At 45.3% G+C, this 7,855-nt stretch carries 4 protein-coding genes; 2 read left to right on the top strand and 2 right to left on the bottom strand.

Going from position 1 to position 7,855, the window contains the following annotated elements:
* Window positions 1-311: 311 nt before the first annotated feature.
* Both A37S_RS0116655 and A37S_RS0116650 read left to right on the top strand, forming a co-directional pair.
* On the top strand, window positions 312-1,184 hold the full coding sequence (locus tag A37S_RS0116655; protein ID WP_028297975.1) for a carbon-nitrogen hydrolase: 873 nt from the start codon (window positions 312-314) through the stop codon (window positions 1,182-1,184).
* Between the two features lie 17 nt (window positions 1,185-1,201).
* Complete coding sequence (locus tag A37S_RS0116650; protein ID WP_051293249.1) at window positions 1,202-2,242, top strand: agmatine deiminase family protein; 1,041 nt, start codon at window positions 1,202-1,204, stop codon at window positions 2,240-2,242.
* 103 nt (window positions 2,243-2,345) lie between these two features.
* Here the strand turns inward: A37S_RS0116650 and A37S_RS0116645 are convergent, their stop codons facing one another.
* Both A37S_RS0116645 and A37S_RS0116640 read right to left on the bottom strand, forming a co-directional pair.
* Window positions 2,346-4,226, bottom strand: coding sequence for a RagB/SusD family nutrient uptake outer membrane protein (locus A37S_RS0116645; protein WP_028297973.1), 1,881 nt, complete (start codon window positions 4,224-4,226; stop codon window positions 2,346-2,348).
* Between the two features lie 10 nt (window positions 4,227-4,236).
* A complete protein-coding gene (locus A37S_RS0116640) occupies window positions 4,237-7,467 on the bottom strand; it encodes a SusC/RagA family TonB-linked outer membrane protein (protein WP_245586414.1) in 3,231 nt (1,076 codons plus the stop codon).
* Window positions 7,468-7,855 lie beyond the last annotated feature (388 nt).

The following is a 7,855-nucleotide window of genomic DNA, read 5'->3' as shown; positions in this document are numbered from 1 at the left end:
GGTTCTCCGGGTAAAATCCCAGAGCAAAAAGGCGTTTTCCACCATTGCTGCACTGATAAGAATCCATTTAATCAGTAATCTTGAGATATATTGGATGGTGCAGAACAGCAGGAGAACTTACAGCAAACAGAAAAAACGAAATAAACCACCTTGTATACAGGTAGAACTGTTCTAAAAAACAGGGGGGGNGGCTTTTTTATCTAATGAAAATATTTACTGATAATCAGTAAGTTAAGTGAGTTTATTGCCTGTTTTTAAGTTTATCCGTTTGGTAGTGATTTTTTTTATCTTTGCACCAACGAAAGGAAAACATGTCTAAAGTAAAAATAGGAACCGTACAAATGAGCTGCGTGGCTGATAAAGCGACGAATCTTCGTAAGGCCACAGAAGAAATCAAACTTGCCGCCAACAAAGGGGCGCAAATAGTATGTCTCCAAGAACTCTTCACCTCCTTATATTTTTGTGATGAAGAAGATTATGACAACTTTGCATTGGCCGAGGCTATTCCCGGTCCTTCTACAGACACGCTTTGCGCGGTAGCCAAAGAGCATGGAGTAGTTATCATAGCATCCCTGTTCGAAAAAAGAGCACAAGGGCTCTACCACAATACTACGGCCGTGATAGATGCCGATGGGTCCTATCTCGGGAAGTATCGCAAAATGCATATCCCCGATGATCCCGGCTTTTATGAGAAATTTTATTTCACGCCGGGTGATTTGGGATATAAGGTTTTTAAAACAAAGTATGCGACCATTGGCGTACTGATTTGCTGGGATCAATGGTATCCCGAAGCAGCTCGTCTTACCGCTCTCAAAGGAGCCGAGATTCTTTTCTATCCCACCGCCATAGGCTGGGCAACCACACAGGATGAAACGACCAATGTGGAGCAATACAATGCATGGCAAACCATCCAACGGTCACATGCCGTGGCCAATGGCATCCCTGTTGTGTCGATCAACCGCGTTGGCCAAGAGGCAGGTATCCGTTTTTGGGGTGGATCATTTATCTCCAATCCTTTTGGATCGCTTCTTTACAAAGCATCTCATGATAAAGAAGAAACCGAGGTAACGGAGGTCGATCTAGGTCAGTCGGATTACTATCGATCACATTGGCCATTCCTCCGCGACAGAAGGATAGACAGCTACGCCCCTATCACCAAGCGCTTTATTGACGAAGACGAATAAGCTTAATGATCGATCAAATGACATTCCCAAAAGAGCGGGGCTATTTTTTTCCAGCCGAGTGGCATCCTCACAGAGCAACCTGGCTCAGCTGGCCTCATAAAGAAGCCAGTTGGCCTGGTAAGATACAGGCCATATACGCACCATACTGTCAATTCATAAAGGAAGTTTCGCAAGGAGAAGAGGTCTGCATCAATGTCGCAGACGAAAAGATGTCTCAGGAGGTGCTTCACCGCTTATCGGCTATCGGGGTAAATCTCGAAAACATCAAATGCTATATTCACCCCACAAACGATGCCTGGTGCCGTGACCATGGTCCTGCATTCCTCATCAATCCCCATGCCCAAGAGAAAAAAATCATTTTAGACTGGGGCTATAATGCTTGGGGCGACAAATATCCCCCTTATGATCTGGACGACAACATCCCAACACTAGTGGGCAAAAGCCTTCAACTCCCAGTATACTACCCGGGGATAGTGATGGAGGGCGGCTCAGTCGATTTCAATGGCAGTGGCACCGTTCTGACCACTAAGGCATGTCTGCTAAACAAAAACCGCAATCCGCAACTCAACCAGGCCCAGATAGAAAGTTATCTGCAAAATTACTATGGTGTCGAGCAGGTCCTATGGCTGGGAGATGGCATAGTAGGTGACGATACGGACGGCCATATTGACGACATTACTCGCTTTGTCAACGAAGACTCCGTGGTAACCGTAGTAGAGCAAGATGTTAAGGATGACAACTATCAATTGCTGCAGGAGAACTTACGAGAGTTGAAGAAAATGCGGCTGATAAACGGAAAGCAACTCAATATCGTTGAACTTCCCATGCCTTCGGCCGTTGTCTATGAAGAGCAAAGACTACCTGCATCATATGCCAATTTCTATATTAGCAATGCTTCTGTTATCGTACCCACTTATCGAGATAAAAACGATGAAAAGGCACTTGACATACTTCAGTCCTGTTTTCCGGACAGAAAAGTGGTGGGCATAGACAGTACGGACATTATCTGGGGCCTAGGAAGCTGGCACTGCCTCAGCCAGCAAGAACCCCTTACTTAACGCGGATGTAAAACCATCCATAAGCAACGTGATTCGAATTGCTAAAAGAAATAAGTCCTGACAGCGAATTGCTGTCAGGACTTATTTCTGTTTTCAGGAGCGATTAATACCCCGGATTTTGAATCAACTTTGTATTCCGATTGATCTCGTCACGGTGAAAGCACATAAAGTACATCTTATCCAACCACTGACGATTCTCTATTCCCGGATCCAAATCCTGCGCAGTATACGTATAATTGTAGTTGTCGGGATTATAGGCGTACTGGGATACCGAACTACCTGGCTTTAGTGCACCAAATATACGGATGACACGAATTTTCTGTCCCAGGGTTTCGGCAGCAATCATCCACCTGCGGGCATCAAAGAATCGATGTTCTTCATAAGCAAGCTCCACACGGCGCTCGTTTCGGTAACGATTTCTCAGCGCAATGCCAGCGTCGGTAACTGCTGGCATACCTCCACGAAAACGGATACGGTTCAACCAGGTTCGAGCTTCGGTTTCCTCTCCCAGTTCAATGCAAGCTTCTACATAGTTTAGGACGGCCTCCGTATAACGCAGTACCGGCCATGGCACCTTCTGGCGTGTATTTTGGTCTACAATTGCCGCACTTGGGTCGATAAATTTTCGCATATAGTAGCCCGTGTGCGAACCATTCCAATCTTCTATTGGACTTGTGCGCGTATCTAAACCAGGAACAACGACGATACTTCCACCACTATTTACCTGATAAGATCCGGTTTGAATTTGATTGTTGGGGTCGCGGCCGGCAACATCAGCGGTACGCGGCTTCCAATCGGAGCCGTCGTGGAGGATGGTTCCGTACATTCGTGGATCGCGATTTTGGTAGGGTGCTGCGGCATGCGCCGGATTGCTCCAATCAAAACGTTCTCCATCGATCGTTTCATAATCGTCCACCAGATTCTGTATCGGTGTATTTCCTGCCCAATTGTGATAACCGTTCGGTCCATTGTTACGTCCCACATAGGTACCTCCTTCATCTTTCATATCTACGAAATAACGCCCCAAAATCAACTCCCGCGCACCATCGGCAGCTACTGCCGTACTACCTCCTCCCATAGACAGGACAATATAGTTTTCCGTTCCCTCATCTGGAGCAACAGATTCGCTCAAATCCATCTTGTAGGCATAGGCAGCTTGGTTGATTACCGCCTGTGCAGCGGCTTTTGCCTTTTGCCAACGCTCCGGCCTACTTCCACTTGTATACCCGATCAGTTCCGTATTCCCGAAACCGGCTATCATGGAAGATTTTGACGATGCCGTAGGGATATCGTATAGATCGCTTGCCGCATAGGTTAGCACCCTCGCCTTCAGCGCCAGTGCCGCGACTTCACCGGCACGTCCGCTTTGAACAGCTAGACCTTGCAACAATTGGGCTGCTGTATCACAATCGGCAACGATAAAATCTACACATTCCTCAAAAGAATTCCTGGCAATGCTATAGTCCGTTTCCCCCAGTTGATATACGTGCTGCACCAGTGGAATGCCTCCATAAAAACGCAGCAATTGATGGTAATAATAAGCCCTAAGAAAATGAGCTTCCCCTTTTAAACGGTTCACCATATTATCCGTATTGTCAAATCTAGGTTCAGCAAGTTCCGAAATGGCAATATTAGTTGCTCGAATGCGTGTATACAATGCCTCATAACTATAAGTACCATTTATCCAACCCTGATCGGCCGGATTAGAACGCGATTCTGTAATGGTATTGATACCCCTACCAGGATGGGTAAACATTGCCTCATCCGTCAGCGAAGCCTGCATCTGTTCATCAAGTCCCCCCTGTCCAAATCCGTTGTAGATTTCTACTACAAAACCTTCCGCAAGCCCTGCATCGGACCAAACCAATTCTGCCGGCACTTCTACCAATGGCTCCGTGCTTACAAAGTCGTCTTTACATGCATAAAAGAAGGCAAGGACTATAAAGACAACAATAATATATGTGTTATTTATCAATCTGCTCATGGTAATCAATTTAAAAGGTTACAGAAACACCCGTATTTAATATTCGTGATGGCGGGTAATATTGACCCAACTGGTTCACTGCTTCTGGATCGTAAGCTTTCATGCCCGAAAAGGTTAGGAGGTTAAATCCATTGACGTAAAACCTCAAGTTGCTAATACCTATTTTTTGTCCAATGCCCGCAGGCAAGGTATATCCGAATTCCAAGTTCTTGAGCCTTAAGTAATCGGTTTTCTGAAGCCAATACGTGTTTCCGTTCGAGAAATACTGATCACTTCTATCGGCAATTCTTGGATGTTCACTACTTGGATTATCCACTGTCCACCTATTTTCGTAGAACTGAAGCAGATAGTTGCCAATGGCTCCCGATTCGGCAGTACTTAAGAAAAGTTCGCCTCCTGTTGCGCCCTGAAATAAAATACTCAAGTCGAAATTCTTATAAGATAGATTAAAGTTCATACCTCCCTGAAAAACCGGATTGGTATTTTTATCTCTCCGCACCTGATCTTCTGGTGTGATTCTACCATCTCCATTATAATCAACAAATTTCATGTCGCCTGGGCGTAGGGTATTAGTGACGGCACTATAATCCAAGTTGTTATTTGCAATATCCTGTTCATCCCGGAACACCCCGTCATATACATAGTATAAACCGGCATCAGTTACCCTTCCAGTAGTACGCTGCCATTCTGGAGCCCCTGGTGCTTCATCCCAAAATATGATCTTATTTTTGGCATATCCCCCGTTGAGGTTAATCGAATAATTGAACTCGCCCATGTTGCCGTGGTAGTTTATATTGAACTCGCCACCCCTGTTATGAACGATGCCTAAATTTTCTGCCGGAAGCGTCATACCCGTACTGGTGGGTATGGAGGCATTTCGTCGCCACAAAATATTGGAGCGCTTGTTTATGAAGCCTTCCAATGTGACATCAAGCTTTCCGCCAAACAATTGCGCATCAAGACCGATATTGTAATTGTTTGCAACTTCCCAAGTAATGGCATTATTGGGAACGCGTGATTCAAAGAGCGTCTTCGCCATATTGTTGTTGACGATATATGAACTAAAGGCGTATGTCGAATAATACTGGTATTCCTGAAGTTCACCGTCATAATAGATATTATCATTCCCCAGCTGCCCCCATGAGGCCCGGAGCTTTAGGTAATTAACAGCTTTGATATTGTCTTTCCAAAAACCCTCTTCCGATATCAGCCATCCAGCGCTGACACCCGGAAAAAAACCATATCGACTATTTTCGGGGAACATATAGGAGCCATCGTAACGCCATAATAGCTCTCCGATATACTTGCCCTTATAATTGTATCCTGCGCGTCCAAAGTAATTAAGACGTGCACGCTCCCAAGCTCCTCCCCAGTTGTCTTTCTCATAGTCTCCGCCCGCATCCATCTGGTCAATCAAAGATGAGATAAAGTAACGGCGATAAGCCCCGAACTGATCATTTCTGATTGTTTCCCGGTTGATGCCAGCCATGACCGTTACATTGTGATCATTAAAGGATCTTTCAAAATTTAGGATACCTCCCAAGAGGACATTTAATTGATCTTCGTTTCCTTGATTTAATCTTGGATCTGCGGGTCCCCTTCTACCTCTCACCAACAATGGCGTTACACCATCGTCTTCATACGCTCCTTGCCATGTATAGAGGTACCAAGGTGTTTCCCATCGTTTATCCTGGCGAATGAATTTATCTACGGCAGCTGTACCGACAAATTTAAGTCCTTCAATCCAAGGTTGCGAAATTTCAATTTGTCCGTTCGATTGAAAGTAGTACCGTTTATTTCGGTCATAACCAGTCTGATCAGTAGTAATTACCACTGGATTTTCTCCGTTCTCGATATCTGGCCCAGGCATTCCATTGGGCCAGTAGGCAGGTTGGGTGGGATTGCCTCGCATCAACATACGGAATATCGTTCCAGCCGATTTTGTGGGATAGTTTCTGTCCTCCTGCCTACCTAAGACTCCTATTTGTGTCTTGATGTATTGACTTATATTGGCATCGAGATTGACCCGCAGGTCATATTGCTTATAATTGGTAGCTGAATTTTTATAGGCTGCATCTTGATTTTGATAGCCCAAAGAGGTTAGAAACTTGAAGTTTTCCGAGCCTCCTGTAATCTGGAGATTATGGCGCGATTGCGGAGCAAAATTCCGCATAGTTGCACCAAACCAATCGGTATTCGGATGACCCCAGGGATCGGAACCGTCTCCGAACATGCGTATGTCTTCCGGATCAAAAGGCGCATTCACCGTTGTACCATTGGGCCTGAGGTATGCTCCCGTAGTTCGAAAGGCTCCAGTTGCGGCCTGCCATTCTGCAACCGGGAGTTTATAGACTTCTAGATCGTTCCTCATCTCGGCATACTGACCGGCATCGGCCAATTCGGGAGTTAGGGCGATACCGCTAAAGCCTTGATTGAAGTTGTAGGTAATGGTCGGCTTGCCTTGCGCACCTCGTTTGGTCGTAATGAGAATAACGCCATTGGCCGCCCTTGCTCCATAAATGGCGGCAGCCGCATCTTTCAAGACAGACATGCTTTCTATATCCGCTGGATTTATTCGTTCCAAGCCCCCTTCCCTGGCAGGAATACCATCCACTACTATTAGCGGATCACTATTGCCTAGCGTGTTGGTCCCTCGAATACGTATAGTGGCTCCGTCGGCGCCCGGCTCTCCACTGGACTGCGTAGCAATGACGCCCGGAGTTCTTCCCGCGATGGCATTCGATAGGTTCACCGCAGGAGTTTTTGTCAACTCTTTGGTCGGCACCGTAGTAACTGAACCCGTAATGGTTTCTTTTTTCTGTGTACCATATCCCACTATGACTACCTCGGACAGGCTGGCTACATCTTCAAACATAGACACACCGATTACCTCGCGATTGTTGACATTTTCTTCTACCGTTTGATATCCAATGGTAGAAAATACCAAAACGGCATTTGGAGGGACATTGTTCAACTGAAATTTTCCGTCGGCATCGGTGGTAGTACCTGTCTGGGTTCCCTTAACGCGAACGCTCACGCCCGCCAGGCCCTGGGTTCCTGATTGATCCGATACCCTGCCACTTAGATTTAATTGTTGCTGTACAAACAATACATTTGGTGTCGCGGCATAAAGCAACTGACATGTAAGGCTGAATCCAAAACACCCCATTACGGAGAAAAGGACCGCAGCAATGGTCATACGACCACATCGCCTGATTTGCTGGTTAAACATATACATCATAATTTAATTGGTTTTTGGTAATTGCTGACTTTTACTAAATACTTGTTTAATTGACGGTTAATCAAATCTTCACTTTAGGGGGATGTCTGACCTTCATAAAGGTTTTAACAATCGGGTAAACGGTTTTATCTTAAAGTCCGATGCAGGCTATAGCTATCTAACGGAGCAACTCATCTAGACAGGAACGTACGGCAAAATTCTGATATTCAGAATACTACCAATTAGATTATACTTAGCATTACCAGTTGAAATAAAGAAGGCTATTCCTTGTTAAGAGATGTTAATAGATGAATGGAATTACTTGCCTTCTAATATCCTAGGCATATAATCTATGCTAGCTACATGGCTTTGCTTTGAGTTTTAGTCTTTTCATCATCAATTAGGATTT

The organism is Olivibacter sitiensis DSM 17696 (genome assembly GCF_000427965.1).
Classification (GTDB): Bacteria; Bacteroidota; Bacteroidia; order Sphingobacteriales; family Sphingobacteriaceae; genus Olivibacter; species Olivibacter sitiensis.
This window is presented reverse-complemented; position numbering and strand designations above follow the sequence as displayed.